A 24795-nucleotide genomic window follows, 5' to 3' on the forward strand; every position below is an offset into this window, starting at 1 on the left:
GAAAGCCTGTAAATGGAGATCATGCGCGGTGCGATCGATGGTCAGTAAGCTTATGGCTGTCCTGACGAGCGTCGCCATGACCACGATATGGCGCAATCACGACGAGAGTGGTTCTGCATTTCGCTGTCGCGGATTTCGCGAATGCAACTATTCCCCCCGCCGTTCAAACTTTGGAAGCCAATTCCGAAAGCCCTGAGCTAGCATCCTCTGACTGAATGCGAGTCCGCATCGATGCGGCTACTGCGGAAAGATCCCGTCAGATGCGATCGCCTCCAGAGCCGGCGGCGATCGCGCAAGCGGGGCATCACCATCATCACTGTCTTTCACTCCGCCGTCGCAACTGCGATCGACGAACGGCGGAGCCTTGTCCAAACGGATCGCGGTCTCGGGGAAGATGACATGACTGACGGAATCACCATCGACAACGTCATTCCGCGTTCGGATATCGTCAAGCGATCGGCCCGTATCGGCGCCGAAATCAGGAACATCAAGCTGTCAGGCGATCTGCCGGATCGGACGATTGCGGCGATCAACCAGGTGCTGCTCGAGCACAAGGTGATCTTCTTCCGTGGCCAAGATCATCTCGACGATGCCGAGCAGGAGCGTTTCGCTCATCGGCTTGGCAAGCTGGTGCCGCATCCGACGGTCGGTGCCACCAAGGGCACGGCCTCGATCCTCGAACTCGACTCCGCCCGCGGAGGGGGTCGCGCCGACCAGTGGCACACCGACGTCACGTTCGTCGACGCCTATCCGAAGATCTCGATTCTACGCGGCGTCGTGATCCCCGAGTTCGGCGGCGACACGATCTGGTCGAATACGGCAACGTCTTATCTCGATCTGCCGGCGCCGCTGCGCAAGCTCGCGGACGAGCTCTGGGCGGTGCACAGCAATGCCTACGATTATGCGGTCAAGACCCGAGCAAGCGAAGCCGACCGCAAGCAATTCGAAGAGGTCTTCACGGCGACGGTCTATGAGACCGAGCATCCCGTCGTCCGGGTGCATCCCGAAACCGGCGAGCGCACGCTAGTGCTGGGCAATTTCGTCCAGCGCTTCGTCGGACTGTCGAAATACGACAGCCAAAAGCTGTTCGACCTGTTCCAGTCGCACATCACCGCGCCGGAGAACACCGTGCGCTGGAACTGGCGGCAAGGGGACGTGGTGATCTGGGACAACCGCGCGACCCAGCATTATGCCGTGAACGACTATGGCGACCAGCACCGCGTGGTCCGGCGCGCCACCATCGACGGCGAAGTGCCTGTCAGCATCGACGGCCGGAGCAGCGTCACTCGCGTCAAGGCGGCGAAGCCGCAGGCGAAGGCCGCCTGAGAAGGAGAGAACACAATGAAGATCACCATCTCAGCGCTGCGCCACTTGGTTGCCGGCCTACGGACAAGGGGCCGGCAACTCGCGCTGGCCGCCTTTGGGCTGACGGCTCTCGCCGGGAGCGCCCTGGCCGAGCCGCAGCTCGAAAAGACCGAGATCCGCTATCAGGGCTGGGCCGGGCAGGTCACCTTCATTGAGCTGGCCGATGATCTCGGCTATCTCGCACCGCTCAAGCTCAAATGGGTCGGCAACACCATCAGCGGTCCGCAGGACATCCAGACCGTGGTCACTGGCGACATCGATATCGGGGGCGCGTTCTATGGCGCCATCATCAAGCTGATCGCCGCCAAGGCGCCGATCAAGGCGGTGGTCGGCTATTACGGCTCGGACGAGAACACCTACAATGGTTACTATGTGACGGAGGACAGTCCGATCAGGACCGCGCGGGACCTGATCGGCAAGAAGGTCGCGGTCAACACGCTGGGGGCGCATCTCGAATTCGTGCTGCGCGAGTACCTCGCCCGCAACGGCCTGACGCCGGCGGAGGCAAAACAGGTGACGCTGGTCGCGATCCCGCCTGTCACCGGCGAGCAGGCGTTGCGGCAGGGACAGGTCGAGGTCACCACGCTGAACGGTATTCTGCGCGACAAGGCGCTCGAACGCGGCGGCATCCGCAGGCTGTTTGCAGACACGGACATCTTCGGGAACTTCACCGGCGGGTCCTACGTGCTGCGGGACAAGTTCATCAAGGACAACCCCAACACCTCCCGCAAGCTGATCGAGGGCGTATCCCGTGCCATCGCCTGGGCGCAGACGACGCCGCCGGAAGAGGTCCGCGCCCGCTTCGAGCGCATCATCGCCGAGCGCAAGCGCAATGAGGACGCAACGCCGATCAAGTACTGGAGGAGCACCGGCGTGGCGACCAAGGGCGGGGTGATCGGCGATGCCGAACTCCAGGTGTGGATCGACTGGCTGGTCAAGGACGGCTTGCTGAAGCAGGACCAGCTCAAGCCCTCGGACCTCTACACCAACGAGTTCAACTATTTCCGCCCTGGCAAAACCGCGGAGGCAAAATGACGACAGCCAAGATCCGCTTCGAGCATGTGCGCAAGGAATTCCTGGTTCGCGGCAAGGATGGCGGGCCGGCGCAGAGCTTCACCGCACTCGACGATATCACGCTGGACGTTCGCGCCGGCGAATTCCTGGCGCTGGTCGGGCCGAGCGGCTGCGGCAAGTCGACCTTGCTGGATCTGCTCGGCGGCCTCACGGCGCCGAGCAGCGGTCGCATCCTGCTCGATGGCAATGTCATCGAGGGACCTGCGCGCGACCGCGGCATCGTGTTTCAGCAATACGCGCTGTTTCCCTGGCGTACGGCCGCACAGAATATCGAGTTCGGGCTGGATATCGCCGGCCTGAAAGCCAGGGAGCGGCGGGAGAGGGCGCTGCACTATCTCGATCTCGTCGGTCTGTCAGGCTTCGCCGACCGGTACCCTCATGAGCTTTCTGGCGGCATGAAGCAGCGCGTCGCGATCGCGCGCAGCCTTGCCTACGACCCCGAGGTTCTGCTGATGGACGAGCCGTTCGCGGCGCTCGATGCACAGACGCGAGAGACGCTGCAAGGCGAGCTGTTGCGGATCTGGCGTAGCACCGGGAAGACCATCCTGTTCATCACGCACGGCATCGACGAGGCCGTCGTGCTCGGCCAGCGCGTGGCGGTGATGACCTCGCGCCCGGGCCGCATCAAGCAGATCGTCGACATTCCCGCCGAGCTACACAGCGAGACCGAGGACGTCCGCTCATTGCCGCAGTTCGGGCAGGTCAGACACGAAGTGTGGTCCTTGCTGCGCGATGAAGTGTTGAGGGCACAGGGCTCACAGGTACCAGCGCCGGATGGCGAGCGTGCAGCGAGAGCGAAGGAGTTGGCGCATGTCTAATCTGGAGCTTCTGACGCTGCTCGAACTCGCCGAGGGAAGCCCAAAGTATCGGGCAAGGCAACGCGCCGGCGCACTCGCTGCGGCGACGGGCAGCCTTGCGCGGTCGTTCGGCGCGATAGGACAGCGGTCGCTGCTGGTGCTGCTGTTCCTGGCCGTTTGGGAAATCGTGCCGCGGCTGGGGGTGGTGGACGTGACGTTCCTGCCGCCTTTCTCGGAGGTCATCGCGGCAGGCTGGCAGCTGGCCCAGTCGGGCGAGCTCTACGATGACGTTACCGCAAGCCTGCTCCGCGCGCTGAGCGGCTTCCTGATCGCGGTCGCGGTGGTAGTGCCGCTGGGATTAGTCACCGGATGGTATGCCCGGCTCGGCGATTTCCTGAACCAGATCATCGAGATCGCGCGCAACACCGCGCCGCTGGCGCTGCTGCCGGTCTTCATCCTGCTGCTCGGGATCGGCGAGCTCTCGAAGGTCACCATGGTGGTCTACAGCTGCGCCTGGCCGTTACTGCTCAATACGATCGCGGCCGTCCGCCAGGTCGATCCGCTCCTGATCAAATCCGCGCGGACGATGGGGGCGACACCAAGCCAGTTGTTCCGGAAAGTGATCCTGCCGGCGTCGCTGCCGACGATCTTCGTCGGCATTCGACTGGCAAGCGCCTCGGCGATGTTGGTCCTTGTCGCGTCCGAAATGGTCGGTGCGAAATCAGGGCTCGGTTATCTCATCATCAACAGCCAGTACAGCTTCCTGATCCCGCAGATGTATTTCGGTATCCTCGGAATCACCGTGATCGGCCTCACCTTCAACGCCATCCTCGAGGCACTGGAGCGCCGCCTGATGCGCTGGAAGGCGCCGGCCATCTAACCCGGCTTGTTGCGGGCGGTAGCCTGCGTCACGATGCTGTTCGGCGGCACGTCCTGGGTCACCCAGACGTTGCCGCCGATGGTCGAGCCCCGGCCGATCGTAATGCGCCCGAGGATGGTGGCGCCGGCATAGATCACGACGTCATCGTCAACGACCGGATGCCGGGCGTCGCCCTTGATCAGATGGCCGTCATCGTCAGTTGGAAAATGGCGCGCACCGAGAGTCACGGCTTGGTAGATGCGGACATTTTCGCCGATGATGGCGGTCTCGCCGATCACAACGCCGGTGCCGTGATCGATGAAGAAGCCGGACCCGATGCTGGCGCCGGGATGAATGTCGATGCCGGTCCTTGTGTGCGCGATCTCCGCGACCAGCCGCGCAACCAGCCGCGCGCCAAGCTGATGGAGAATGTGCGCAAGCCGGTGGTGGATGATCGCGGTCATGCCGGGATAACCAATCAGGATCTCCGGAAAGTTCCTGGCGGCGGGGTCGCCGACGAAGGCGGCGCGGAGATCGCTGATGATCAGCCCGCGCACGTCGGGAAGCTCCGACGCAAACCGGCGCGTCAGCTCGATTGCATCCTCACGTCGGAAGCCGGCCGTGAGTTCGTCACCGATGAAGAGCGCGGCGCGGTGGATCTGGTCGCACAAGCCGTCGAGCGCTACGCTGAGGCGGTTACCGACGAAATAGTCGATGTTCTCGCCGTCGAGGTCGAACTGGCCGTAATGGCGGGGGAATAGCGCTTCGGTCAGGCCATCCAGTATAGCTTGAAGAGCCTCGCGCGACGGTGCGCGGCGAGCCTCGCCATCTCGGCGGATGCTGTGGGTCTCCTCCCGGGAGACGCGGAGTGCGGCGACGAGTTGCTCGAGCTGCCAGCGCTTCTGCCTCGAGCTATCGGAACTCCTGTCGTCCGACGGGTCGCGGGGGAGTTCGTGCTTCATGCTGCCTCACCTCACATGCGCCAGCGGAATGCTGATCTCGGCGAGCAAGTCGAGGTCGAAGTCGTGCTTGATCTCGATGTACTGCCCGTTCCAATATACCAGCCCGGACAGTTCGCGCGATAGGTTGAAGCCCAGGAGACTGCCGACGATGATTCCATGGGAATAGCGCTCGATGATTTCCTCGACCCGGCATTCGACGGTCGCGAGAGAGTTTCCCAGCAGCGGTACCCCGGACGTTCCGGCCGACCACGGGATGCCTTCGAAGCGCTGAGAACCCTTCAGGCGGCGGTCGCTGAAACGGTCCGCCAGCTCTTGCTGGTCGGAACCGAGAATGTTGACACCGAACGCGCCGAGCCGCTCGATCAACGCGAAGGATGACGCCTGTCGGTTGACGCTGACCAGTACGCGCGGTGGGCTTGCACTCAGCGATGTCAGCGACGTGACCGTCATTCCCGAGATGTCGTCGTCACGACCGGCTGTGATGATGCTGACGCCGCCGGCAAGGCGGCGCATCACGGCGCGGAACTGGTGCTCGATCTCGTCACCGTCGGTGACGAGATGGATATCCGGCCTTCCCATGTCCTGACCTCCTTGTGTCTGGCCGTCGAAGGCGCCTTTCCTGATTAGAAGAAGCCCTTCGCGGGCAACGGCGTGCCGTTGAGTTCATATTGGCCGATCGAGCGCGCCTTGTAGGTGGTCGGATTGTGCGAGGACAGCGTCCGCGCATTGCGCCAGTGCCGGTCGAAATTGGTGACCTTCTTGGTCGCGGACGCGCCGCCGACGTCGAACAGCAGGCTGCCGCCGCGGATGGCGAAATCGTCGGCTATTATCTTGGCTTTGGCGGATAGAAGGGCGGCAGTGTGGGCGGCCTCTGCCGCATGAGCGGCGCCGGCATCGAACGCGTCAGTTGCGGCGTCGAGTGCCTCGGCTGCTGCCAGCACCACGGTTTCGGCAGCGAAGGCGCCGCTGGCGATCTGCCCGACTGTCTGTTGAAGCAGCGGGTCGTCCGTCGGGATTTCAGTCGGTGCGTAGTAAAAGGTGCGCTTGCGGGAATGGATCAGGGCAGTGGCGTCGCGCAACGTCGCGCGCGCGATGCCGGCAACGATCGCGGTCAGAAACAGCTGCGCGAACGTATTGGAATAGGGGACACCATAACCGCCATCCGACGTGTCGAACACCACTTCTTGGCGCTTGACCTTGACGTTGCGGAAGTGGGTCGTTCCGGTCGCCGTGAGCCGCTGGCCGAGACCATCCCAATCATCGACCAGCTCGATGCCTTCGCGCTTGGTCGGTACGATCGTCGCGCCGGTTGCTCCCGATGGGTCGGCCGCGCGTACCAGGACGTAATCCGAGTACAACGTGCCGGTGCTGTAATATTTGGTGCCGTTCAGCAGGAAATCGCCATTCGTATCCGGCGTGAACGTGGTGCCCGGCGTGACATTGCCGACGCGCGGGCTTTCGAGCTCGGTGGTGGCGAGCCCAATGATCGCGCCCTCGGCGACCGCCTTCTGCCACGCGCGGCTCTGCGCGTCCTTGGGCGTACGCACCAACCGCTCCACGACGCTGAAATGATTGCGCAGGATGTGCGCGACGTTGGCGTCAGCCTCGCCGAGCCGGATCACGAAAGCAAAGAGATCGCGGATCGTGCTGCCGGCGCCGCCGGCGCTCACCGGAAGCCGCAATGCGCCGAGACGGGCGCGGCGGATGAGATCGATGACCTCGAACGGCAGCACGCGGTCGCGTTCCCGCGCGCTCGCACCTTCGGCGATCTGGTTGAGCAGCGCTTCCAGCTCCGGCGAGCCGGTCTTGAGCGGCTCCGATGTGCCGAGAGAGGGGGCGGATACGGTCTTGTTCATGATCGGCCTGTTGGTCACGTTCCTAGAGCTGGGCGAGATGGTCGGTCACCTTGACCGGCTCGGGCAGAACCTTGCGCGCGACGAGCCAGTCGGCTGCCTTTTGCAGCTCGCTGATGAAGCGCTCATCGTTGACGGCGAAGTAGCGGTATTGCCGTTTCAGCGCGATGAATTGATCGCGAACCTCGTCGCTGTACTTGCCCACCTTCTGGGCGATGTACTCCGCCTCTTTCCCATTCTCCGAGATCCACTTGCCTTCGGCGCGGAACGCGTCGTTGACGGCCCGCACGAGGGCCGGGTTGTCGGTCGCGAATTTGCGGGTGGTCAGGTATGAGGTGTAGTCGATCTGGAAGTCGAGATCGCGACCCTCAAGGAAGATGTCATGCGCCTTGTATTCGAGCCGCGCGATATCGACGCCGGGGCTCCACATCGACCAAGCGTCGACCTTGCTGGAGGCGAGCGCGGGTGCCGCATCGGGCGGATTCAGATAGACGAACTTGACCTTCGACCGGTCAACCTTGTGCTTTTCGAGCGCGGCGACCAGCAGGAATTCGCCGAGGCCGGAGCGGTTGACCGCGACCGACTTGCCGACGAGGTCCTCGACCTTGTCGATGCCGGAACCATCCTTGGCGATGATCGCCGTGGTGCGGGGCTCGTAGACCACGAACTGGGTGAACACCAGCGGCGAGCCGGCAATGATCGCCGCCAGGGCCGGCGTCGTGCTGCCGCCGAAGCTGAAGTCGGCGCTGCCGCCCGTGACCGCCTGCAATGTCGGCGCATGGTTCGGGAAGGGGCCGAGCCATTCGACCTTGATTCCGTCCTTGGCCAGCACCTTCTCAAACTCACCGCGCTCCTTGGCGATGAGATTGAGACCGCCCAAGCCCCAGGTCAGGCGCACTGTGTCGGTCGTACGGCCAGTGGCGGCCTCGGCGAAATCGCCGATGTTCAAGCCGGCGAGGGCGCCGACGCCGAAGGCCGCGGTGCTGAGAAAGCTGCGGCGGGACGGCTTGGCGATTGGAGAGTCGGACATATTGGCTTCCGCTAAATTAGTGGGTGGAATGCGAATCCACGCCGAGCTCGCCAAGGAGCTCGCTACGTGAGATGGGTGTCGAGCCGTTGCGCGCGGCGCGGTGCTCGAAGGCAATGGCGCCGTTCCGCATCACCAGGATACGGTCGGCGAGCGCAATTGCCTCATCGACGTCGTGAGTGACGAGCAGAACGCCCGGCTGATGATTGGCGACGAGCTCGCGAACAAGCTCATGCATGCGGATGCGGGTGAGCGCGTCCAATGCGGCAAACGGCTCGTCGAGCAGCAAAAGCTCGGGCTGCTGCACCAGCGCGCGGGCAAGCGCAACACGCTGGGCCTGTCCGCCCGAGAGATTGCGCGGCCAGTCGTCGAGACGGTCGCCGAGGCCAACCTCGGTCAATGCTTCGGCGGCGCGTTCGCGTGCGTCCGGCACCTGCAAACCAAGCGAGACGTTGCGCCAGAGGCTGTCCCAAGGTAGGAGCCGGTGCTCCTGGAACACGACCGCCGGCCGCCGCGGAGCGACGATGCGCCCGCCCTGGATTGGGTCCAGACCTGCCAGCGCCCGCAGCAATGTGGTCTTGCCGCAACCGCTCTCGCCCAGCAAAGCAACGAACTCGCCTCGTTCGATACGCAGGTTCAGCTTTTCGATGACCACGCGACTGCCGTAGCGGCGTACGAGATTGCTGACGACGACAGCCGGGCCGGTTTCGAATAAAGCGGCCGACAGGGGGGCGACGTGAGCATTCATCGTGCTGCCCCGTAGTTCGGATGCCAGGCGAGAAGCCGTCGTTCCAGGAAGCGAGCAATTCCATCGGCGGTGACGCCGATGAGCGCATAGATCACGATGGTCAGTACGATCACGTCGGTGCGCAGGAATTCGCGCGCGTCCATGGCAAGAAAGCCGATGCCGGACTGTGCGCCGATGGTTTCAGCTACGACCAGTGCAAGCCATGCCGTCGCCAGCGCATAGCGCACTCCAGTCAGGATCGACGGCAATGCGCCGGGCAAGATGATCCGGCGGATCTGCTGAAGGGAGCTCAGGCCCTGGACTCGGCCAAGCTCGAGCAGCTTTGGATCGACCTGGCGAATACCGAGAACAGTGTTGATGTAGATCGGGAAGGTGACGCCGAGAGCAACAAGGAAAATCTTTTGGGTCTCACCGACGCCAAGCCAGACGATGACGAGGGGCAGCACTGCGAGGAACGGGACGGCCCGTATCATCTGCACGCTGCGGTCGATCAGACCTTCGGCGATGCGGGAGAAGCCGACGAGAATGCCCAGGCCGCCACCAACGGCCGTCCCGATCGCGAAGCCTGCCGCCGCCCGCAGCAAGCTCACGACGAGATCGTTAAGCAGTGTGCCCGTGGTTGCAAGCTTGAAAGCCGTGCGGATCACCTTGCTCGGTGCGGGCAGAACTTGCGGCGAGAGCCATCCTGCCTGCGCCAGCCACTCCCAGATGATGACCAGTACCATCGGCGCCAGCCATGACAGAAGCTGAAGGCCGCGCGCGCCTAGCTTTCTGTTTGCAGCGGTCGGAGCAAGTGCGCTGTTGCCGCTTTGCGCCGACGGCGCACTGTTAGCACCGATCGCGGCACGATCGATGCCGCTCAGTTCCAAGTTGCTCAAGACGCAAGACCTCGTTTTCACGCACTGCATTTGATGCAGGAAGCGTGACGGCAATCACCTGCCGTCTCCACAAAATGTCCCACGAAATCGGGTCGACAGAAATAGAGCGGTATTTCAATTGTCGTTTGATCCGCAGTGATCTGCTGTCGTCGCCGCGTGGCTGTACGACAAAGAAAATCTTTTGATGTTGGTCTGCTTGAACTTGCGCCAGCCATTGGCGAGAACGCTCAAATTCGAGAGAGTTACGGGAGAGCATGATGACGGCTGCACGTCTTCGCTTCGGCATCTGGGCCTTGGTACACGGGCCGCGTGCCGCGCATCAGGACCCTGAAGAGCCCTATGATGCCTCGTGGGTTCGCAATCGGGATCTCATTCTTGCAGCCGAGGAGCTCGGGTACGATTCGACGCTGATCGCGCAGCACACGATCAATCCGCATCAGGAGGATCTCGATCAGCTCGAAGCCTGGAGCGCTGCCGCTGCCATCGCGGCGCTGACTAAGCGCATCGAGATCATCGCTGCGATCAAGCCGTATCTCTATCACCCCGTTGTGCTCGCCAAGCTGGCGCTCGGCATCGAGAACATCAGCCGCGGCCGGTTCGCCATCAATCTGGTCAACGCCTGGAACCGTCCGGAGCTGGAGAAGGCGGGAATCGGCTTTCCCGAGCACGATGCGCGTATGCTTACGGCAAGGAATGGATCTCCGTCGTGTCCCGCCTGATGGAGGGCGAGCGCCTTAACTTCAGCGGCGACCACTTCAACGTCACGGACTATGCGCTGCGGCCGACCAGCCTCTATCGCAAGCGGCCGGCCATCTATGTCGGCGGCGAATCCGAGCCGGCGCGCGATCTGGTCGCTGCTCACGGCGACGTCTGGTTCATCAACGGCCAGCCGCTCGATGACGTTGCCGGCCTGATCGCCGACGTCGCGGCCCGGCCGCGCGGTGCGGCGCCGCCATTGCGCTTCGGACTGTCCGCCTTTGTCGTCGCACGCGAGACGCGGGAGCAGGCGCAGGCCGCCTATGAGCGGCTGCTCAGCCTTGCGGCAAAGGATGCGCCGATGAAGGTGATCCAGAAGCAGAACACGGACCCGAAGGTCGTGATGATGCAGACCATGCAGAAAACGCCGCGCGTCGGCAGCAATGGCGGCACGGCCGCGGGCCTGGTCGGCAGCTATGACGAGGTTGCGGCCCGCATGGAGGCGTTCCATGCGGCGGGCATTGAGCTCTTCATGCTGCAATTCCAGCCTTTCGAGGCTGAGATGCGACGCTTCGCAGAGGAGATCATCCCCCGCGTTCGGGCCAAACAATCAGCGGGACCTGCTGCGAAGCTGGCCCATTCCGCAGGATAGGTGGTCGCGACGATCAGGCCGAGGCGACGGCCGGCGGCTGCTTCGCATAGCGGCTCGTTGGCCGCGGCAGTCCGAAATGATCGCGCAGGGTCGTGCCCATATACTCGGTCCGGAACAGTCCGCGCTTTTGCAGGATCGGCACCACCGCGTCGACGAAGGTCTCGAGCCCGGTGGGCAGAACGTCCGGCATCAGGTTGAAGCCATCCGCGGCGCCTGCCTTGAACCAGGCCTCGATATCGCCCGCGATCTGCTCCGGCGTACCGACGATGATGCGATGGCCAACGCCGCCGCCCAGCGCGCGGATTAATTGGCGGACAGTGAGGTTGCCGCGGCGGGCCATGTTTACAGTGCCCTGGAACATGGTGTGATTGGCGTTCGCCGGAAGTGGCAACGGATCGGGCAGCGGCTTGTCGAGCTCAAGCAAGGTAGGGTCGATCTGAAGCGTGCCGGCGAGACGCGCCAAGCTGTATTCGATCGGGACCAGCTCCCAGAGTTCGTCCTGCCGACGCTTTGCTTCGGCTTCCGTGCTGCCGATGACAGTCGCAAGTCCCGGCAGAATCACAACAGCATCACCGGAGCGGCCGTAAGCCGCAGCGCGCGTGCGCAGATCGCGGGCATAGGCGACGCCTTCCTCGATCGACTGCGCCAGTGTGAATACGGCCTCCGCATGGGCGGCGGCGAAGTCGCGGCCGTCATTGGAGCCGCCCGCCTGCACCGTCACCGGTCGTCCCTGCGGCGAGCGCGGCACGTTCAGCGGGCCCGCGACTGAATAATGCGGGCCGCGGTGGGCGATTGGATGGACTTTCGACGTATCGACGAACCTGGCGCTCGCCTTGTCGCCGACAAAGGCGTCGTCCTCCCAGCTGTCGAACAGCGCGTGGACGACCTCGGTGAATTCCTTGGCGCGCTCATAGCGCGCCTTGTGCTCCAGTGCACCCGAGAGGCCGAAATTGCGGCTTGAAGCGGCATCGGCCGTCGTGACCGCGTTCCATCCAGAACGCCCGCCACTGGCATGGTCGAGCGTCACGAAGCGGCGCGCAATGTTGTAGGGCTCGTTATAGGTCGTCGACACCGTCCCGATCAGCCCGACATGCTTTGTCGCGGCGGCGATCGTCGCCAGAATGATCGTCGGCTCCAGCGATGTGAATGATCGATAGTCGATGCGATCGTTCAGGGCCGGGGAATCCGCGAGAAAGATTGCATCGAACTTCCCGCGCTCGGCGATCTGCGCCACCCGCACATAATGACCGAGATCGAAGAAAGCGCGCGGGTCGCTGTCTGGCAGCCGCCAGGCTGACGGATAGACGCCGGAGTGAAGCAGGTTGACGTTCAGGTGCAGTTGACGTTGCGGCATTGCGAATCCGAAGTTCAGCGGCCTGAGCCGCAGGGAGCAGTGATCAGGACCCCTTCGGGGACCAGATCTTGATGGCGGTGGTATCGATCTTCACGGGGATCAGGCCCTCGGCGTGAAAAGAATCTGCAATGCGCTGCTGCTCCGACAGGCCGGGACCGGTGACTGCGCCCACCTGATAAGAGCGATGGCTATTAGCTTCTTCGACAGTCGCCGCATCGATACCCCAGAGCCCGGCAAGCAACGTGGCGGCATCCTTCGGCTGGGCCTTCACCCATTTGCCAGTCTCCGAGAGCTTTGCGAAGATCACGTTGAGCACTTCGGCGTGCTTGTCGGCATAGGTGGCCGAGGCGAGGTAGTAGCGCTTGAAGCTTGCAAGGCCGTTGCTGCCGTCGGACAGGATGCGGCCTTTGGTCTGGTGCAGAGCGCTGGTCAGGAATGGATCCCAGGCGACCCAGGCATCGACATTGTTGCTGACGAATGCCGCGCGGCCGTCGGCCGGCGTCAGATAGGCGGGCGTAATGTCCTTGAAGCTCAGGCCGGATTTTGCCAGCGCCGCGAGCAGCAGATAATGGCTGCCGGCGCCCTTGGTCACGGCGATCTTCTTGCCCTTGAGATCAGCGATGGTCTTGATGGTCGACGATTGCGGCACAACGATCGCCTGCGCCGCCGGCGATGCCGATTCCTCGGCAACATAGGCGAGCTTGGCACCGGCGGCCTGCGCGAAGATCGGCACGGTGTCGGCGACATCGGCGCCGAAATCGATGCTGCCGATGTTGATGGCTTCCAGCAACGGCAGGCCACTGGTGAATTCGTGCCAGGAGATGGTGACCCCGAGCGGCGCCAGTGCCTTTTCCAGATCTCCATTCGTTTTTAGGATCGCCGTCAGCGTCGAGGACTTCTGGTAACCGATGCGAAGCTCTTCGGACTTGGCGGGTTCGGCGGATGACGCGACGAAAAGGCCGATCGCTGCAACGGCGATAGCTCGCAGACGAGAAGGAGGACGATGCATTTCGAGGAACCTGTGCAAGAGGCTGCCTTGCCGTCTCAACCACTGTTGGGAAGACCAAACATCTGCAATGTGCCGATGAACGCGGGCCCCTGGCAATTCCGGAATGAGACGCGGATTAGAGCGAACATTCTCTCGTTCGGTGCGAATTGAGAATGGAGTGCTCGTGCACAAGAATTGTGGGCAGGCGGCTACATCGTATCGCGGGGCTACGTGCCTACTCGGCTAGTCTTTGAACAGGAGTTTTTCGAGGAGGTCGATCCGCTCGATCCGGATCGTGCTGCCGTCGATGGTAATGATGCGTTTGGTCTGAAAGCGCTTCAGCATCATCGTAACCCACTGCCGGGTCGACCCCACCATGGCGGCGATCTGGTCGTGCGTGACCTTGCGATTGACAACGACGGCGTCGCCATCGGCGATGCCATAAAGCTCCGACAAGTTCAGGAGATACTGCGCAAGGCGCTCGATCACGGAGCGGGTCCCTAGCATCTGCGCCATCGAAGAGTAGCATTTACCCTTGGCGATCAGGCCGTCGATCATCGCGAGCGCGAAGCTCGGCATTTCGCTCAGCAGCCTCTGGAGGTCGGTGCTCGGCAAGGCCTGTATCTCGCATTTTTCCATCGCGACGCCCGACCACATGTGCGGGCCACCGCCCGTAATCTCTGGGCCGCCGATGAAATGTCCTGGCGTCCAGTAGGCAAGAGTGATCTCGCGTCCCGAGGGCGCGCTGTAAAAGACGCGGACCTGTCCCCGCCTGATGACGAAGATGCCATCGTGGTGCTCAAGGGCAAGACGATCTCGGTTCCATTTGCCTCGACGTCACACGGCATGTTGCTGCGCGCGATCGAGGCGCAGGGCTGGAATCCCGAAACTGACGTGAATATCATTACTCAGGCGCCCGAGGTCGCCGGGCCGGCCTTGCAGACGAACAAGATAGAGGCCCACGCCGATTTCGTGCCATTCGCCGAACTGTTCCCATGGCGCGGATTTGCGCGGAAGATATTCGACGGCTCCCAGGCGAACACTCCGACGCTGCATGGGGCTCTGGTCGATGGAGATTACGCCGAGAAATATCCTGAAATCGTCGTCGCTTATCTGCGCGCCGCGCTCGAAGCTGACCGCCTGATCGCGGAGGAACCAGAGACCTACAGCGAGCTGATTGCCAAGGTGACCGGCATCGAGGCCGAGGTCGTCTATCTCTTCCACGGTCCGCTCGGCTTGCAGACACGGGATGTAACGTGGAAGCCGGAGTACCGCCAGGCAGTGGCGACATCGATCAAGACTTTGAAGCTGCTAAAGAGGACGGACAGCGACCTCGATATCAACCACTTCGTGACCGAAAAGTACATCCGTGCTGCGCTGTCGCAGATCGGGCGCGACTACGATGCCGATCTAAAGAACTACGACCAGCTTCCGCTGTACGCCAAAGACGCGGCAACAGGTGAGCCAATCGAGGATTTCAGCCGGGTTGCCCAGATCTGGGTGAAGGATGAACCCAAGGTGCGGCATTATGCATCGCCTGAAAGCGCCTTGAAGGCGCTGGCCAGGCTCGAGAAGGATGGCAGAGCAGTTCGCGTAGTCTATGCGCAGGACCGCGAGAGTGGCATCAAGCTGTTTGCGAATCAGGCGTGGTTCGTGCGTTCGGAGCGGGGCGAGCTTGGCGCGTTTCTGCTCAAGGATGGCGCGACGCGCTGGGCGAATATCCATGGCGGCGAAGTGTTGGACTACGCCGGCGCACGTGAATCACTCGTGGCGGGCCGGTAGCGTGCCGATCGCAAGCAGGCAAGCCCGAATGAAGGTGATCCGGTGCCTGATCCGCGGCTGCTCGGTTCTTTCGTGCGTTGCGCTTTGGCAGCTCGCGTCGAGCCTGCATGCGAACCTGGGCGTGATCACGTTTCGCAATGTGCCGCCGCCGACGGAGGTCGTGGAGTCCGCTCTGGCTCTACTGAAATCGCCGAAACTGCTCGCGCATGTCGGCAGCAGCCTCTGGCGCGTCTTCGCAGGCTATGGAGCGGCTGCCGTCGCGGGAGTTGCATTCGGTTTCGCGATCGGTCGCTCCAGGGCCGCGGGCGATCTGCTCCTGCCGCCGCTCGAATTGCTCCGCCCGATCCCCGCGGTCGCTTGGATTCCCCTGTCCATCCTCATTTTCCCGTCGTCCGAACTTTCGATGATCTTCATCACCTTCATCGGCGCCCTATTCCCGATCATCCTGAACACGATCCACGGCGTCGCCAACGTTGATCGTCGCTTGGTGGCGTCCGCGCGCAGTCTCGGCGGAACATCGACGGCGATCCTGTTCGAAGTCGTGTTGCCTGCAGCCGCACCCAGCATTGTTACCGGCCTTGCGATCGGTATGGGGACATCGTGGTTCTGTCTCGTTACGGCGGAGATGATCTCCGGCCAGTTCGGCATCGGCTACTATACGTGGGAAGCTTATACCCTGCAGAACTATGCGGACATCATCGTAGGCATGCTGATCATTGGCGTGCTTGGCATGGGAAGCTCCTGGCTGCTGACGACCTTCGGGCAGGCTCTTATGCCCTGGCGCCGCGCGGTGGAAACGCGATGAACATCCGTGTCGCCGATGATTTAACGCACGCGGTGGGATGTATCGACGTCACTCATGTCTCGATTTCGCTTGGGGAGGAAGCAGAAGCGTTCGAGGCGGTAAGCGACCTCAGTTTTGCGGTTACGCCGGGTGAATTCGTGTGCATTCTCGGTCCGTCCGGCTGCGGTAAGTCGACGCTTCTCGGCGCAGTGGCGGGACATTTGAAAATCGGGGGTGGACAGCTCACCGTGGATGGCAAGCCGGTCCTTGGGCCAAGCCCGGACCGGGGAATTGTCTTCCAGCAGCATACGCTGTTTCCGTGGAAACGGGTGCGGGACAATGTCGCTTTCGGTCCGAAGATGCGCGGTGTCGGCAAGCAAGAGCGCCGCCGCGCGGCAGACCAAATTCTGCAGCTCGTCGGCCTGTCGGGCTTCGAGCATTTCTATCCGTCTCAGCTCTCCGGGGGCATGCAGCAGCGGGTCGAGATCGCGCGCGTGCTTATCAATCGACCTCGCGTCCTGCTGATGGACGAGCCGTTCGGGGCGCTGGATGCGCAGACGCGTAACATGATGCAGGAGGTCCTGCTCGACATCTGGACGGAAATCCCGACAACGACGGTATTCGTCACCCATGACATCGATGAAGCACTGTTTCTGGCCGATCGGATCGTCGTCATGAGCGCGCGGCCGGGACGAATTGTCGAGGACCTTCGCCTGCCGTTTGCTCGTCCCCGAGTCTCTGACCTGGTGACTGACGTCGAATTTGTTCGCCTGAAGCGCCACGTGCGCGGTCTTCTGAGGCAGCCGGAGAAGGCACCGCAGCTGGCGCGACTCGACCCGCTTGGCGTTCAGGAGGCGTAGGCTGTTCTCGATCAACGCTCCATCGGGCGGAATGGCTGCGTGCTCCGGCGGCCAACATGGTTTGTCGGTTGGTTGCGTCGCCTATTCGGCAGCGCTGGACAGAGACGAACCCGTTGGAACGGAAGATTGACGACAGAAGCCCGCGCCCGAATGAGTCACGTGCAGTCGTGGGCCGCGACCGGGAAACAGCTTATGGCGAAGCGTTCCTTCGCCATAGCTGGTCTTGTAGACGCCGCGGGGTGGAAGCTCCGGGACCGCGAGGTCGACGGATGCATCGAGTGATTCCGGCACAACGAAGCGGAACAGATTGAAACCGTCGATGTCCGTGTCATCCGCCTAGGAGATCAATTCGGCCGCGACGTCTCGCGGTGAGCCGACCACGAATGGAGACCTGGCGCCGGAGCGACTCAACCTCGCGAGATCGCCGATATGAATCGGCCGATCGCTGCGCACCGCAAAATTTTCGACCATCGACTGGATGGCGTTGCTTTCGACATATTCGATCGGGTGGTCCGGACCGTAAGTCGAGAAGCCGATGCCGGCCCAGCCTGACAACAGGGCGAGCTGGCCGGTCTGATCGACACGTTGGGCGTAGTCTTCAGGTAGGTCGTTCGCTTCGCTGCGGGTCGGGGGCCACGATCACGGTAGCAACCGGCGAACAGGCGGATGTCATACGGATCGCGGCGGCAGTCCTTGGCCGCACGTCGGATCTCGCGGACGGCGTGCGCCTGGATACGCTTGGTCTGGCCGATGAAAAAGACCGGTCGCGTCGACGGCGTTGTCCTCCTAGCTTCCGTCCCATAGCTTGTAGCTCGCTGTGAGAAGTCTTCGGCCGCGTCATGGCGGTCGTCATGGGCGCAACCGGCCGCATCGCGTGGATGCGACCATAGGCCTGACCAATGATGACTTGGCGCGGTCATGTTGATGGCGTTGAAACGTAACTCTCGTGGTCGCGTCATAGTCGAGTCCCGCCGTCAATCGCGAAGCGATCCGTGTCTCGCTAACGACACCTACCATTTTGCGCGAGTGGATTTGTTTCCAATTCGACGAGCGATCGGGAAGAAACGATTTCTGAAACGGCGATGTTTCAGGACGTGTATCGCTATTTTTTCCAGCCGCTCGACAGCCTGGAAATCCAAACGCATCATTTCGATGGAGTTTCGGCGCGCATCGTGCGTGCTCTCGAAATCGGAGGATTGATACATGGCTTTTGAAACCCGGAACTTCGAGACGCTGGCGTTGCATGGCGGCTCGTATCGCACCGATCCTGCGACTGGTGCGGTAGCGGTTCCGATCTATCAGACGACGTCATTCCAGTTCGAGAACACGGATCACGCCTCGCGCCTGTTCGCGCTAGAGCAGCTTGGTCCGATCTATACCCGTATCGGCAATCCGACCCAGCAGGCCTTTGAGGATCGGCTTGCGGCACTCGAGGGCGGGGCGGCCGCCCTCGCGGTTGCCTCCGGACAGACTGCTTCCGCCTTCGCGATCTTCAACGTCGCGCAGGCCGGCGACAACATCGTGTCGTCGACCGATCTCTACGGCGGCACCTGGACGCTGCTCTCGCAGACCCTGAAACAGTTCGGCATCGAGGTCCGATTTGTCGACCCTGCCGATCCCGAGAATTTTCGCCGCGCGACCGACGCGAAGACGCGGGCCTATTTCGGCGAGACGCTTCCAAATCCCAAGCTGAACGTGTTCCCGATCAAGGAGGTCGCGGATATCGGCCGTTCGCTGGGCGTGCCGCTGATTCTCGACAACACGGCTTCGCCCCTGATCGCGCGCCCGTTCGAGCACGGCGCTGCGGTGGTGGTCTACTCCACGACCAAATATATCGGCGGCCATGGCACCGCGATCGGTGGCGCCATCGTCGACGGCGGCAATTTCGATTGGGCCGCGCATGCCGAGCGCTTCCCGCTGCTGAACAAGCCTGACGAGGCCTACCACGGTGCCATCTGGACCGAGGCGGCGAAGCCGCTCGGCCCGATCGCCTATATCCTGCGGGCTCGCGTCAAGCTGCTGCGCGATCTCGGCGCATCGATCGCGCCGCAAAATGCGTTCCAGTTCATCCAGGGCCTTGAGACCCTGCCGCTGCGTATTCGCCAGCACAACGAGAACGCGGTGAAGGTCGCGAACTTCCTCTCCAAGCACAGCTCGGTCTCGAACGTGATCTTCCCCGGGTTGCAGAGCGGGGAGAACCGGCGCAGGGCGGACGCTTATCTGAAGGGCGGCTTTGGCGGGCTGGTCGGCTTCGAGCTGAAAGGGGGCATCGAGGCCGGCCGTCGCTTCATCGACGCGCTAAAGCTGTTCTATCACGTCGCCAATATCGGCGACGCCCGCTCACTGGCGATCCACCCCGCCTCGACGACGCATCAGCAGCTGAGCGCGGCCGAGCAACTCGCCGCCGGCGTCACGCCCGGCTACGTCCGCCTGTCGGTCGGAATCGAGCATCCCGACGATATCCTGGCGGATCTCGATCAGGCGCTGGCCCACGCCGATGCAGGCGCGCGCAAGGCGGCCTGAGAGGCATTCGGCAGTTTGCCGAGCGCGCAACGCAAGGACATCGCGTCATGATCTATGTTGTCGACGTCGATCACATGAGCCTTGCGTTCGCGGCCGGTAGCGCGACGCAGGCCGCGGAGATTGCGGGCTCACGGCGGTTTGCCCGCGCGATCAGCCGGTCCTGCCCGGATCGACGGGGCGGCAAGGTTTCAAACTACCGGCCGCGCGTCGCGACGGTTCAGGAGCGTGTCGTCTTCCACGATATGTCCGCCGAATTCGCGGATTCGGCGGCCGACATCCTGATTGCCCGGATCGGGTAGCAAATGAAACGAAAAGCTTGAAGGAGACGTAGATGATGAAGCGCCGGTTGTTTTTGGCGATGGCCGCCCTTGCTCTGTTGACCGCGCCGGCCGCAGCGGATCAGAAGATCAAGGTCGGGATCTCGGGTGGCGATGCCGAAATCATCTGGGCCAAGGTCAAGGAGATCGCAGCCACAGACGGCCTCGACGTTCAGGTTGTCGTCTTCAACGATTATCTGCTGCCCAATGCCGCGCTCGATGCCGGCGATCTCGATGCGAATGCGTTCCAGCACAAGCCGTTCCTGGACAATCAGATCAAGACGCGGGGCTACAAGATCGTTGCCGTCGGCGAGACGATCGTCTCCCCCATCGGGCTCTATTCCCGGAAGGCCAAGTCAGTCGCCGAGATCAAGGACGGGGCCTCGATCGGCATTCCGAACGATCCGTCGAACGGCGGCCGTGCGTTGCGGCTGCTTCAGGCGGAAAAGCTGATCCAGCTCAAGGACGGGGTGGGAATCCTGCCGACTGTGCTCGATATCACCGCAAATCCAAAGAATCTGAAAATCCGCGAAATCGACGCCGCGCAGCTCCCGCGCAGTCTCGACGACGTCGATGCCGCCGTCATCAACACCAACTACGCCGTCCCGGCCGGTCTTATCCCGGGCAAGGATTCCATTGCCATCGAATCCTCGGTCAACAATCCCTACAACAACTTCATCGCGGTTCGCGAGAAGGACAAGGATGCGCCGTGGGTCGGCAAGCTGGTGCGCGCCTATCAGAACGACACGGTTCGTCAGCTCATCAAGGACAAACTGCCGGGCCAGATCCCGGCATTCTGAACAGCATCAATGCGGAGACGAGCGATGACAAAATCACTTGGTCGTGCCGAGAAACTGTCGAGTTCGGCAGGATCAGTCGTGTTCGATGCTGATGTGTTGGTGCTCGGCGGGGGTCCTGCCGGCGCATGGGCCGCGATCAGTGCCGCCGAGCATGGCGCGCGCGTCGTGCTGGCCGACAAAGGCTTTTGCGGCACGTCAGGCGCGACGGCGGCGGCCGGCACCGGCGTGTGGTACGTCGACCCAAGTCCTGAACGCCGCGAGGCCGCGATGGCCAGTCGCGAAAAGCTGGGCGGCTATCTCCAGGATCGCCGCTGGATGGCGCGCGTGCTCGATCGGACCTACGCCCAGAGCAATCAGCTCGCCGATTGGGGTTATCCTTATCCCAGCGATGACGACGGCAGGCCGCAGCGGAATTCGCTGCAAGGCCCGGAATATATGCGTCTCATGCGCAAGCGGACCAAGCAGGCCGGTGTCACCATCCTCGATCATTCACCTGCGCTTGAACTTCTGGTCGACGGGAATGGCGTCGTGGCCGGAGCCACAGGCCTTCGCCGCCAGAAGGGCGACCGCTGGGTTGTCAACGCCAAGGCGGTGGTGATTGCCACCGGCGGATGCGCCTTTCTCAGCAAGACGCTCGGCTCGAACGTGCTGACCGGCGATGGCTATCTCCTGGCCGCGGAAGCGGGCGCGGAGTTCACCAGCATGGAGTTCTCCAACGCCTACGCGATCTCGCCGGCGTTCGGATCGGTGACCAAGACCCTGTTCTACAGCTGGGCGAGCTTCACCGACGAACAGGGCAGCGTCATTCCGGGGGCGTCCTCGAAAGGCGGTCGCTCCGTGATCGCTCGTGCACTTCGCAAGGGTCCCGTGTACGCCCAGCTCGACGAAGCTGATGCCGAGACCCAGCGGCACATGCGGCTGTCCCAACCGAACTTCTTTCTTCCGTTCGATCGCACCGGGATCGATCCCTTTAGACAACGGTTCCCGATCACGCTGAGACTTGAGGGCACCGTTCGCGGGACAGGTGGTCTGCGGATCATCGACGATGGTTGTGCGACCACCGTGCCGGGTCTCTACGCGGCAGGGGACGCTGCGACGCGCGAGCTGATCTGCGGCGGCTTCACCGGCGGCGGCAGTCACAATGCCGCCTGGGCGATGTCATCAGGCTATTGGGCCGGCCAGGGCGCCGCGGAGTTTGCGCGACAGCTGGGCACAACAATCGGGCGCCAGGCGTTCCGGCGGGGCACCGTTGGTCTGCGCTCCGGCAGCGGCCGGGCGTTGCAGGGCGGCCCGCTCGCGCGGAGCGTTCAGGACGAGGTGTTCCCCTACGAGCTGAACTATTTCCGAGAGGCCGGACGATTGGGCGGGTCGCTCCGTCGGCTGGATGCATTATGGACGGATGCGTCGGACGCCGACGCGCCAGACGAGGAGGAGCTGCTGCGCGCGCGAGAAGCCGCCGCCATGCTTGCGACCGCACGCTGGATGTATCGCAGCGCGCTGGCCCGCCAGGAAAGCCGGGGCATGCATCGCCGGGACGATTACCCTGAACCGGATGACCGCTACCGTCATCTTGTGACGACCGGCGGGCTCGACGATGTCTGGACATCGGCGCGTCCGCTGGCGTCTTCACAATTTTCGGAGGCTGCGGAATGATCCAGGTCATCGATGCCGAGCGCTGCACGGCTTGCGACATCTGCGTCAACGTGTGCCCGACCAATGTCTTCGACAAGTCCGACGGCATCCCCGTGATCGCCCGCCAAGGCGATTGCCAGACCTGCTTCCTGTGCGAGCTCTATTGTCCAGAGGATGCGCTGTTCGTCTCGCCGTTTGCCGATGCGCCGCAAGCGATCGACGTGGCGGCGTTGAAGGAAGCGGCCTTGTTGGGCAGTTACCGGCGAGCGGTGGGTTGGGTCGAGGAAAGCAGGCACCTGCGGGCGGCCGATCGAAGCTTTCGGCTGTTCGGCCATTGAAATTCATGTCGTCTCAGGAGGCCGGCCATGAGCGGAGATCGCCTCTTTCTGTTGAAGCCGGGATTTGAAGATCCCGAACAGCCGGGCCGGTTCTTCGTCTGCCCGCACTGCAATGCGATCGAGGGATTGCTGGCGTCGTTTCCCGGTCTTGCAACGCAGGTCGAAGTACACCGTCTGCCATTCCCGCGCCCGCGATCAGCACTTGTCGAGCTTCTGGGCGAGCAGCACCAATCGCTTCCGGTTCTGGTCTTCGATGAGAACCGGCCGGTGCCCGAGGATGCGGATGTGGCCAACGGCCAGCGTTTCATCGATTCCTCGGATCGGATACTGCGCTATTTGGCCGACCGCTACGCATTCCCGCATGTTTTGGGATTGGAGATAAAGTGAGGCACAAGGTGGGTTCGTCGTCGCTGGAAGAACTGTCGCTGACGGCCGATGTGCTGATCGTCGGCGGTGGCATGGCAGGGGCTTGGGCGGCGGCCTCAGCGGCACAGGCCGGAGCGAAGGTCATACTTGCTGACAAGGGCTATTGCGGCACCAGTGGCGTCACGGCCGCTGCGGGGCCGGGCCATTGGTGGGTGCCGCCAGATCCTCCTGCGGCTCGCGAGGTCGTTGTCGCCAACCGCATCGCTGCCGGGCTCGGCCTTGGCGAAGCGGAATGGATGTATCGCATTCTTGACCAGACCTGGCGCACACTGCCGACGCTGGCGGACCAATACAAGTTTGGCGTGGACGACGAGGGGAGGGTGAATTATCGCGCGGTGCGCGGGCCGGAATATATGCGGGCGCTGCGACAGCATGCGCTGAGTCACGGTGTCACCATTCTCGATCACTCGCCGGTAGTTGAGTTGTTGGCGCGGCCCGATGGATCAATCGGCGGTGCGCGCGGCCAGCGCCGGCAGGACGGTGACCGGGCCTACCGGGTCGCGGCCGGTGCGGTCGTCCTGGCGGCCGGCGGCACCAGTTTCCTGTCGCACCTGTTGGGATCGCGGACCAACACGGGCGACGGCTACCTCATGGCGGCCGAGGCGGGCGCGGAGCTCTCCGGCATGGAATTCACGGCCGCGTACACGATCGCGCCGGCGCATTCCACGATGACGCGCACCATGGCCTACTCCTTCGCGACCTACTACGACGAAGAGGGAAACGAGCTGGATCTCCCGTTTGGTCCTGATCAGACCCTCCGTCTCGCCCGGGCGCTGCAGCGCGGGCGCGTCTACTGCTCGCTGCAGCGGCTTCCCGACGACATCAAGGCAAGGCTGCATACGATCTCGCCGAACGTGCCCCTGGTGTTCGACCGCTGGGGCATCGATCCCTATCGCGATCGTTTCGAAGTTACCCTGCATAACGACGGCACGATTCGTGGGATCGGCGGCGTGCGCGTGCTCGACGTGGATGGCACGACCTCGGTGCCGGGACTGTTCGTTGCGGGCGACAACGCATCGCGCGAGAAGGTCGCGGGCGCGATCTCCGGCGGTGGCAATGTCAATTCGGCATGGGCGTTGTCATCAGGCGTGCTTGCAGGCAAGGCGGCCGCTCGCGTAGCTCGCGGTACGAAAAGCCGCTCATCGGAGCTCACGCCACTTGGACAGGCCGGTCTCCGCCCGTGCGGTCGGCCGAAGGATGTCGACGTGGCCGCGGCCAGAAATGGCGTGCGCGCCGAGATGCATCCGTTCGACAAGAATTTGTTCCGCACCGGAGCAAGGCTTGCGACATCCTCACAAACGCTCGAGGATCTGTGGAGCGAGGTCGCCAATCACGGACAGGCTGGCTCGATCGCTTTGCGCGAGACGGCGGCGCTGCTGGCCACGGCGCGCTGGTCCGTCGCCACGGCGGCCTCGCGCAAAGAGAGCAGGGGGCTTCACCGTCGTGAGGATTATCCTGCACAGGATCCGCGATTGGCCGGGCGCCTGCTCAGCGGCGGACTGGACCGAGTCTGGGTTGCGCCGGATCGCCCGTCTGCGAATGTCCAACCTGATCAACTCGAGGCGGTGTCATGATCGAGCTCGTCGTCGCCGAGCGCTGCACGGATTGCGGGGCCTGCATCGAGGTCTGTCCGGCCAACGTGCTCGATCGCGGCCCTGGCGGCTTGCCGGTTCTCGCACGCGTCGAGGATTGCCAGACCTGCTTCATGTGCGAGCTCTATTGCCGGGCGGATGCGATCTACGTCGCGCCCGATTGCGACCGCCGCGTCTCCGTAACCAAGGACGAGGTTCTGTCATCGGGGCGCCTCGGCCAATATCGCAGGCATTCGGGCTGGGATGAATGGGCGGATCAGTTTCCCAACGAGCAATGGCTGATGGAGACCGTGTTTCGCCGCGCTGGCGAGGCCGCCGCGCAATCGAAGGCGGAGCGACCTGACGTCAGCGGCAGGAAATAGCAGCGCTGCGTGCGGAGAGGAATCCTTATGCTTCGTCCGGACGCCTCGTCCTGTTGTTGCCCGATGCCGATGATCTTTGAAAAGACTATCTTGCCCCGAGCGCCTAGCATGTCCGCATCAAAGCCA

Annotated in this window: 26 protein-coding genes and 2 pseudogenes; 17 read left to right on the forward strand and 11 right to left on the reverse strand. The window is 63.0% G+C overall.

The features are described 5' to 3' along the window. The first annotated feature begins 399 nt into the window (after positions 1–399). From BM222_RS21390 to BM222_RS21405, 4 genes are read left to right on the forward strand one after another with little or no spacing between them, the layout of a single operon-like run. Complete coding sequence (locus BM222_RS21390) at positions 400–1326, forward strand: TauD/TfdA dioxygenase family protein (protein ID WP_092231885.1); 927 nt, start codon at positions 400–402, stop codon at positions 1324–1326. A gap of 15 nt (positions 1327–1341) precedes the next feature. Continuing rightward, on the forward strand, positions 1342–2400 hold the full coding sequence (locus BM222_RS21395; RefSeq protein WP_244547202.1) for an ABC transporter substrate-binding protein: 1059 nt from the start codon (positions 1342–1344) through the stop codon (positions 2398–2400). Continuing rightward, a complete protein-coding gene (locus tag BM222_RS21400) occupies positions 2397–3257 on the forward strand; it encodes an ABC transporter ATP-binding protein (RefSeq protein WP_092231550.1) in 861 nt (286 codons plus the stop codon). The genes BM222_RS21395 and BM222_RS21400 overlap by 4 nt, the downstream gene beginning before the upstream one ends. After that, positions 3250–4116 carry an ABC transporter permease gene (locus BM222_RS21405; protein WP_092231553.1) on the forward strand — a complete coding sequence of 289 codons (867 nt, stop codon included), beginning with the start codon at positions 3250–3252 and terminating at the stop codon, positions 4114–4116. Before BM222_RS21400 ends, BM222_RS21405 begins: the two co-directional genes overlap by 8 nt. On the opposite strand, the gene epsC is transcribed toward BM222_RS21405, so the two are convergent. From epsC to BM222_RS40145, 7 genes are all read right to left on the reverse strand, one after another. Further along, positions 4113–5057: a serine O-acetyltransferase EpsC gene (gene epsC, locus BM222_RS21410; RefSeq protein ID WP_092231556.1), complete on the reverse strand. Its 945-nt coding sequence runs from the start codon at positions 5055–5057 to the stop codon at positions 4113–4115. The two genes, BM222_RS21405 and epsC, sit on opposite strands and share 4 nt — an antisense overlap. Positions 5058–5063: 6 nt before the next feature. Next, entirely contained in the window at positions 5064–5636 is a 573-nt protein-coding gene (locus BM222_RS21415) for a flavin reductase family protein (protein ID WP_092231559.1), read from the reverse strand. Positions 5637–5680: 44 nt separating this feature from the next. Further along, positions 5681–6913, reverse strand: coding sequence for an acyl-CoA dehydrogenase family protein (locus tag BM222_RS21420; RefSeq protein ID WP_092231892.1), 1233 nt, complete (start codon positions 6911–6913; stop codon positions 5681–5683). Positions 6914–6935: 22 nt separating this feature from the next. After that, positions 6936–7940, reverse strand: coding sequence for an NrtA/SsuA/CpmA family ABC transporter substrate-binding protein (locus BM222_RS21425; RefSeq protein WP_092231562.1), 1005 nt, complete (start codon positions 7938–7940; stop codon positions 6936–6938). A 16-nt stretch (positions 7941–7956) separates the two neighbouring features. Then, a complete protein-coding gene (locus BM222_RS21430; RefSeq protein ID WP_092231565.1) occupies positions 7957–8685 on the reverse strand; it encodes an ABC transporter ATP-binding protein in 729 nt (242 codons plus the stop codon). Next, a complete protein-coding gene (locus BM222_RS21435) occupies positions 8682–9410 on the reverse strand; it encodes an ABC transporter permease subunit (RefSeq protein ID WP_092231895.1) in 729 nt (242 codons plus the stop codon). Before BM222_RS21435 ends, BM222_RS21430 begins: the two co-directional genes overlap by 4 nt. 103 nt (positions 9411–9513) lie before the next feature. After that, on the reverse strand, positions 9514–9819 hold the full coding sequence (locus tag BM222_RS40145; RefSeq protein WP_143106013.1) for a hypothetical protein: 306 nt from the start codon (positions 9817–9819) through the stop codon (positions 9514–9516). A gap of 1 nt (position 9820) precedes the next feature. Between BM222_RS40145 and BM222_RS21440 the strand changes: the two are divergent. Continuing rightward, positions 9821–10911, forward strand: a pseudogene (locus BM222_RS21440) (LLM class flavin-dependent oxidoreductase). A 13-nt stretch (positions 10912–10924) separates the two neighbouring features. On the opposite strand, the gene BM222_RS21445 reads toward BM222_RS21440, so the two are convergent. The 3 genes from BM222_RS21445 to BM222_RS21455 form a co-directional block, all read right to left on the reverse strand. Continuing rightward, positions 10925–12265: an LLM class flavin-dependent oxidoreductase gene (locus BM222_RS21445; RefSeq protein ID WP_092231568.1), complete on the reverse strand. Its 1341-nt coding sequence runs from the start codon at positions 12263–12265 to the stop codon at positions 10925–10927. 43 nt (positions 12266–12308) lie between these two features. After that, positions 12309–13274, reverse strand: a complete 966-nt coding sequence (locus BM222_RS21450) for an aliphatic sulfonate ABC transporter substrate-binding protein (protein ID WP_092231628.1) — start codon at positions 13272–13274, stop codon at positions 12309–12311. A gap of 222 nt (positions 13275–13496) precedes the next feature. Further along, positions 13497–14039, reverse strand: coding sequence for a Crp/Fnr family transcriptional regulator (locus tag BM222_RS21455; protein WP_092231631.1), 543 nt, complete (start codon positions 14037–14039; stop codon positions 13497–13499). Positions 14040–14051: 12 nt separating this feature from the next. Between BM222_RS21455 and BM222_RS21460 the strand changes: the two are divergent. From BM222_RS21460 to BM222_RS21470, 3 genes and pseudogenes are all read left to right on the forward strand, one after another. Next, positions 14052–15035 (forward strand): annotated as a pseudogene (locus tag BM222_RS21460) (ABC transporter substrate-binding protein); the annotation flags it as partial. A gap of 28 nt (positions 15036–15063) precedes the next feature. Further along, the gene (locus BM222_RS21465) at positions 15064–15840 is read left to right on the forward strand and encodes an ABC transporter permease (protein ID WP_177243356.1); all 777 of its coding nucleotides are present in this window, start codon (positions 15064–15066) and stop codon (positions 15838–15840) included. Further along, positions 15837–16679, forward strand: coding sequence for an ABC transporter ATP-binding protein (locus tag BM222_RS21470; protein WP_092231634.1), 843 nt, complete (start codon positions 15837–15839; stop codon positions 16677–16679). The genes BM222_RS21465 and BM222_RS21470 overlap by 4 nt, the downstream gene beginning before the upstream one ends. A 336-nt stretch (positions 16680–17015) precedes the next feature. On the opposite strand, the gene BM222_RS42195 is transcribed toward BM222_RS21470, so the two are convergent. Next, on the reverse strand, positions 17016–17234 hold the full coding sequence (locus tag BM222_RS42195; RefSeq protein WP_244547203.1) for a hypothetical protein: 219 nt from the start codon (positions 17232–17234) through the stop codon (positions 17016–17018). Positions 17235–17761: 527 nt separating this feature from the next. Here BM222_RS42195 and BM222_RS42845 point away from each other — a divergent pair. Genes BM222_RS42845 through BM222_RS21515 form a run of 9 tightly spaced genes read left to right on the forward strand, consistent with a single transcriptional unit; the run spans position 17762 to position 24669 of the window. Beyond that, positions 17762–17893: a hypothetical protein gene (locus BM222_RS42845; protein WP_283810250.1), complete on the forward strand. Its 132-nt coding sequence runs from the start codon at positions 17762–17764 to the stop codon at positions 17891–17893. Further along, entirely contained in the window at positions 17883–19202 is a 1320-nt protein-coding gene (locus BM222_RS21480; protein ID WP_092231636.1) for an O-acetylhomoserine aminocarboxypropyltransferase/cysteine synthase family protein, read from the forward strand. The genes BM222_RS42845 and BM222_RS21480 overlap by 11 nt, the downstream gene beginning before the upstream one ends. A gap of 47 nt (positions 19203–19249) precedes the next feature. After that, a complete protein-coding gene (locus tag BM222_RS21485) occupies positions 19250–19501 on the forward strand; it encodes a hypothetical protein (RefSeq protein ID WP_092231640.1) in 252 nt (83 codons plus the stop codon). 35 nt (positions 19502–19536) lie between these two features. Next, the gene (locus tag BM222_RS21490; RefSeq protein WP_092231902.1) at positions 19537–20319 is read left to right on the forward strand and encodes a MetQ/NlpA family ABC transporter substrate-binding protein; all 783 of its coding nucleotides are present in this window, start codon (positions 19537–19539) and stop codon (positions 20317–20319) included. 24 nt (positions 20320–20343) lie between these two features. After that, entirely contained in the window at positions 20344–21972 is a 1629-nt protein-coding gene (locus tag BM222_RS21495; protein WP_177243357.1) for an FAD-dependent oxidoreductase, read from the forward strand. Next, positions 21969–22289 (forward strand): 4Fe-4S dicluster domain-containing protein, encoded by a 321-nt coding sequence (locus BM222_RS21500; protein WP_092231645.1) that lies wholly within the window; start codon positions 21969–21971, stop codon positions 22287–22289. Before BM222_RS21495 ends, BM222_RS21500 begins: the two co-directional genes overlap by 4 nt. A 27-nt stretch (positions 22290–22316) precedes the next feature. Next, on the forward strand, positions 22317–22676 hold the full coding sequence (locus BM222_RS21505) for a DUF3088 domain-containing protein (protein WP_092231648.1): 360 nt from the start codon (positions 22317–22319) through the stop codon (positions 22674–22676). 8 nt (positions 22677–22684) lie between these two features. Continuing rightward, complete coding sequence (locus BM222_RS21510; RefSeq protein ID WP_092231908.1) at positions 22685–24289, forward strand: FAD-dependent oxidoreductase; 1605 nt, start codon at positions 22685–22687, stop codon at positions 24287–24289. Then, positions 24286–24669, forward strand: a complete 384-nt coding sequence (locus tag BM222_RS21515) for a 4Fe-4S dicluster domain-containing protein (protein WP_092231649.1) — start codon at positions 24286–24288, stop codon at positions 24667–24669. Before BM222_RS21510 ends, BM222_RS21515 begins: the two co-directional genes overlap by 4 nt. Positions 24670–24795: the final 126 nt, after the last annotated feature.

The organism is Bradyrhizobium sp. Gha (genome assembly GCF_900113735.1).
GTDB lineage: Bacteria > Pseudomonadota > Alphaproteobacteria > Rhizobiales > Xanthobacteraceae > Bradyrhizobium.

Excerpts from the sequence above, each read along its gene's own strand:
- BM222_RS21390 (WP_092231885.1), top strand. The coding sequence starts at position 400 with ATGACTGACGGAATCACCATCGACAACGTCATTCCGCGTTCGGATATC.
- BM222_RS21395 (WP_244547202.1), top strand. The coding sequence starts at position 1,342 with ATGAAGATCACCATCTCAGCGCTGCGCCACTTGGTTGCCGGCCTACGG.
- BM222_RS21400 (WP_092231550.1), top strand. The coding sequence starts at position 2,397 with ATGACGACAGCCAAGATCCGCTTCGAGCATGTGCGCAAGGAATTCCTG.
- BM222_RS21405 (WP_092231553.1), top strand. The coding sequence starts at position 3,250 with ATGTCTAATCTGGAGCTTCTGACGCTGCTCGAACTCGCCGAGGGAAGC.
- epsC (WP_092231556.1), bottom strand. The coding sequence starts at position 5,057 with ATGAAGCACGAACTCCCCCGCGACCCGTCGGACGACAGGAGTTCCGAT.
- BM222_RS21415 (WP_092231559.1), bottom strand. The coding sequence starts at position 5,636 with ATGGGAAGGCCGGATATCCATCTCGTCACCGACGGTGACGAGATCGAG.
- BM222_RS21420 (WP_092231892.1), bottom strand. The coding sequence starts at position 6,913 with ATGAACAAGACCGTATCCGCCCCCTCTCTCGGCACATCGGAGCCGCTC.
- BM222_RS21425 (WP_092231562.1), bottom strand. The coding sequence starts at position 7,940 with ATGTCCGACTCTCCAATCGCCAAGCCGTCCCGCCGCAGCTTTCTCAGC.
- BM222_RS21430 (WP_092231565.1), bottom strand. The coding sequence starts at position 8,685 with ATGAATGCTCACGTCGCCCCCCTGTCGGCCGCTTTATTCGAAACCGGC.
- BM222_RS21435 (WP_092231895.1), bottom strand. The coding sequence starts at position 9,410 with ATGGTACTGGTCATCATCTGGGAGTGGCTGGCGCAGGCAGGATGGCTC.
- BM222_RS40145 (WP_143106013.1), bottom strand. The coding sequence starts at position 9,819 with ATGCTCTCCCGTAACTCTCTCGAATTTGAGCGTTCTCGCCAATGGCTG.
- BM222_RS21445 (WP_092231568.1), bottom strand. The coding sequence starts at position 12,265 with ATGCCGCAACGTCAACTGCACCTGAACGTCAACCTGCTTCACTCCGGC.
- BM222_RS21450 (WP_092231628.1), bottom strand. The coding sequence starts at position 13,274 with ATGCATCGTCCTCCTTCTCGTCTGCGAGCTATCGCCGTTGCAGCGATC.
- BM222_RS21465 (WP_177243356.1), top strand. The coding sequence starts at position 15,064 with ATGAAGGTGATCCGGTGCCTGATCCGCGGCTGCTCGGTTCTTTCGTGC.
- BM222_RS21470 (WP_092231634.1), top strand. The coding sequence starts at position 15,837 with ATGAACATCCGTGTCGCCGATGATTTAACGCACGCGGTGGGATGTATC.
- BM222_RS42845 (WP_283810250.1), top strand. The coding sequence starts at position 17,762 with ATGTTTCAGGACGTGTATCGCTATTTTTTCCAGCCGCTCGACAGCCTG.
- BM222_RS21480 (WP_092231636.1), top strand. The coding sequence starts at position 17,883 with ATGGCTTTTGAAACCCGGAACTTCGAGACGCTGGCGTTGCATGGCGGC.
- BM222_RS21485 (WP_092231640.1), top strand. The coding sequence starts at position 19,250 with ATGATCTATGTTGTCGACGTCGATCACATGAGCCTTGCGTTCGCGGCC.
- BM222_RS21490 (WP_092231902.1), top strand. The coding sequence starts at position 19,537 with ATGAAGCGCCGGTTGTTTTTGGCGATGGCCGCCCTTGCTCTGTTGACC.
- BM222_RS21495 (WP_177243357.1), top strand. The coding sequence starts at position 20,344 with ATGACAAAATCACTTGGTCGTGCCGAGAAACTGTCGAGTTCGGCAGGA.
- BM222_RS21500 (WP_092231645.1), top strand. The coding sequence starts at position 21,969 with ATGATCCAGGTCATCGATGCCGAGCGCTGCACGGCTTGCGACATCTGC.
- BM222_RS21505 (WP_092231648.1), top strand. The coding sequence starts at position 22,317 with ATGAGCGGAGATCGCCTCTTTCTGTTGAAGCCGGGATTTGAAGATCCC.
- BM222_RS21515 (WP_092231649.1), top strand. The coding sequence starts at position 24,286 with ATGATCGAGCTCGTCGTCGCCGAGCGCTGCACGGATTGCGGGGCCTGC.